General features: G+C 32.7%; 1 protein-coding gene. It reads left to right on the top strand.

What is annotated here, in order from left to right:
* The coding region (locus ABDZ84_RS09630; protein WP_343781271.1) for an amino acid adenylation domain-containing protein at window positions 1–3466 on the top strand (3466 nt) is incomplete at both ends.

Raw genomic sequence — 3466 nt, 5'->3', positions numbered from 1 at the left:
CCCTCACCGCTAATGGAAAAGTAGATCGAAGATCGCTACCAGAAGTCACGAATCAAGATCTCATTCAAGGGGAGTACAAGGCGCCAGAGAATAAAGAAGAGGAGAAGCTTGTCAAGATTTGGCAAGAAGTCTTAGGCATAAATGAAATAGGAACGGAGGATAATTTCTTTGAACTTGGTGGGAATTCACTTAAAGCTAGTTTAGTAATGAATAAAGTCCATAAGGAACTAGGAAAAGATTTACCATTAAAAATCTTTTTTGAACATGCAACGATAAGAAGTATCGCTCGCTATATAAGGAGAAGTGGGACTAAGGTATATGAACAAATTGAAAAGGTAGATATGAAAGAATACTATCAAACATCTTCAGTTCAAAAGAGAATGTACACTCTACAACAATTTGAAAAAGACAGTATCGCCTATAATATGCCTGCTGTTTATGAATTGGATGGTACCATAAACAAAGAAAGATTAAATAAGACCTTTAAAAAGCTGTTTAATCGTCATGAATCATTGCGAACATCTTTTCAAATGATTGATGGAGAAGTTGTTCAAAAAATTAATGATGACATTGCATTTAACTTGAACTTTATAAAAAAGTCTAATATATATCTAGAAACGATAATCAATGATTTGATTCAACCATTTGATCTAGAAGAAGCACCTTTATTCAGAGGAATGTTACTTGAAAATGGAGAGAAGAGCTATCTATTCATTGATTTGCACCACATTATAGCAGATGGAATATCGATGAATATTCTAATTAAAGATTTTATCCGTTTATATAATGGAAGCAATCTTTCTCCATTGCAAATTCAATATAAAGATTTTGCAGAGTGGCATAATAAGATATTAAAATCTAACGAAATAAAACAACAAGAAAACTATTGGAAAGGTCAATTCCGAGGTCATCTCCCTGTACTAAACTTACCTTATGATTTTGAAAGACCACAGGTCAAAAGCTTTGAAGGAAACCAGATCAGTTTTTCATTGGATAAGCAAAGAATGAATATCCTGAAAAAAATATCTAACCAATCGGACAGCACTTTGTTTATGGTTATTCTATCTTCCTTCTATATTTTATTAGCAAAGTATAGTGAACAAGAAGATATTATAGTTGGGACAACAACAGCTGGTAGATTGCATGCAAACCTAGAAGATGTAATGGGGATGTTTGTTAACACGATTGCCTTAAGAAATAGACCTGAGCGTGAAAAAGCTTTTAAAGATTTTTTGATGGAGGTTAAGGCAAATTCAGTAGCTGCTTTTGAAAATCAAACGTATCAATTTGAAGCATTGTTAGAATCTGAAAATATTGAAAAAGATATAAGTAGAAATCCATTATTTGATGTCATGTTTTCTATGAATAATCAAGAGACAGATGCCATAGAGAATCTAATGCTAGATGGCTTTGTTATGGAACCATTAAAGATCAACGCAGGTATCACTAAGTTTGATTTAAGTTTAGCTGTAACTGAAAGAGAAGCTGGATTAACCTGCTCATTTGAGTATTGTACAAAGTTATTTAAGCAAGAAACCATTGAAAAAATGATCAATCATTTTAAAGAGATTGTGAAGTGTATTTGTGAAAATCCTAATATGAAAATCTCAGACATGGAAATGATTAGTCCAGCAGAGAAGGAAAAAATTCTTACAGATGTAAATAATACGAAGACAAATTATCCTAAAAATAAATCCTATGTAATGTTATTGGAAAAAAAAATAACAGAGAATGCAAATGGTATTGCTGCCGTATATAAAGATAAACAAATCACTTATGGTGAGTTAAATCAAAAAGCTAATGCTTTAGCACAAGTATTAAGAAATGAAGGGATACAGGATAATTCCATTATTCCAATAATGGTTGATCGTTCAATAGAAATGCTCATAGGTATCTTGGGAATATTAAAGGCTGGTGCAGCATTTATGCCAATCGATACTAAATTTCCTAAAGAAAGAATTAATTACATGTTAGAAGATATTAAAGCAAGCCTATTTTTAACAGTGAAAGGTTCTGATATACCAACTAGTGTTAATCCAATTTATTTGGATGATGAACGTGTATATTGCAATGTGGATTTGGATTTCCAGGTTGCTTATAGTCCTGATAAATTAGCATATGTGATGTATACATCAGGTTCGACTGGTAAACCAAAGGGGGTTCAAATAACACAAAGAAGTATTGTCAATTTATGTATGTGGTTTGGTAAACAATATGGTTTGTATCAAAATAAAAATGTATTGCAAAATACAAGCATTTCTTTTGATGTATCCGTGGAAGAAATTTTCCCAACATTGTTATACGGGGGTACGTTGTTCATCACAACAGAAAAAGAATCTCTTTCTCGAGAGCATTTTAGAGATTTCATTCGAAGAAACAAGATAAACATCGTCCAATTAGTACCTACTATGATGAGAGAATTTATTGCTGGTGGGGAGAAACTTGAAAGCATCCAAGTATTGATTTCTGGTGGAGAAGCATTACCACAAGCTTTACAAGCAGAAATCATGGATATTGGTTATAATTTATATAATTGCTATGGCCCAACGGAATATACTGTTGATGCTATTACAACGAAATGTGTGGAATCTGAGAATGTCGTTATTGGTAAACCAATAGCAAATACAAATGCTTATATTTTGGATAGAGATGGTCATTTACAACCAATCGGATTACCAGGAGAACTCTGTATAGGTGGAGATGGTTTAGCATTAGGCTATCTAAATAGACCAGAATTAACTTCTGAAAAATTTGTAGAAAATCCATTTATACAAGGGGGAAAAATTTATAAAACAGGCGATCGAGCTAAATTATTATCAGATGGAACCATTGAATTTCTTGGTAGGATCGACAATCAGGTTAAAATTAGAGGCGTTCGAGTTGAACTCGGTGAAATCGAAGAACGAATACAGGAGCATCCTGAGGTTAAGGAGGCAGTTGTTATAGCTAAGGTCAATCATCATGATCATTACTTAGTTGCTTATATCATAGGAAGCATTGCTTCTTTAGAAATAAAACAGTATTTAAAAAAGACGCTCCCTTATAATATGGTGCCAACTCATATTATGAAATTAGAGGAACTGCCCTTGACCAATAATGGAAAGGTAAATAGAAATGCTTTACCAGAACCAAATCTAGAAATGATGAGCCAGGTTGAGCGTGCTCAACCAAAAACAAAACTGCAGAAAAATTTAATGGACATATGGTCTAATGTGTTAAACAAAGAAATTTATAGTATTTATGTGAACTTTTTTGAAATAGGCGGACATTCCCTAAAAGCAATCATCGTTTCGAATGAAATTGAGAAAAACATAAATGTGGCAGTATCTATAATAGATATATTTAAGTATCCGTCAATTCAGGAATTAAGTGATTTCTTAGAAGGAAAGCAAGAAAAACGATATGAAATGATTCCGGTTTGTGAGGAAAGGGAATATTATGAAACATCGTCTGCTCAAAAACGAAT

It is taken from the genome of Virgibacillus salarius (assembly GCF_039521925.1).
Classification (GTDB): domain Bacteria; phylum Bacillota; class Bacilli; order Bacillales; family Amphibacillaceae; genus Virgibacillus; species Virgibacillus salarius.
The sequence above is the reverse complement of the archived record's forward strand: the minus strand, read 5'-3'. Positions and strand labels throughout refer to the sequence as shown.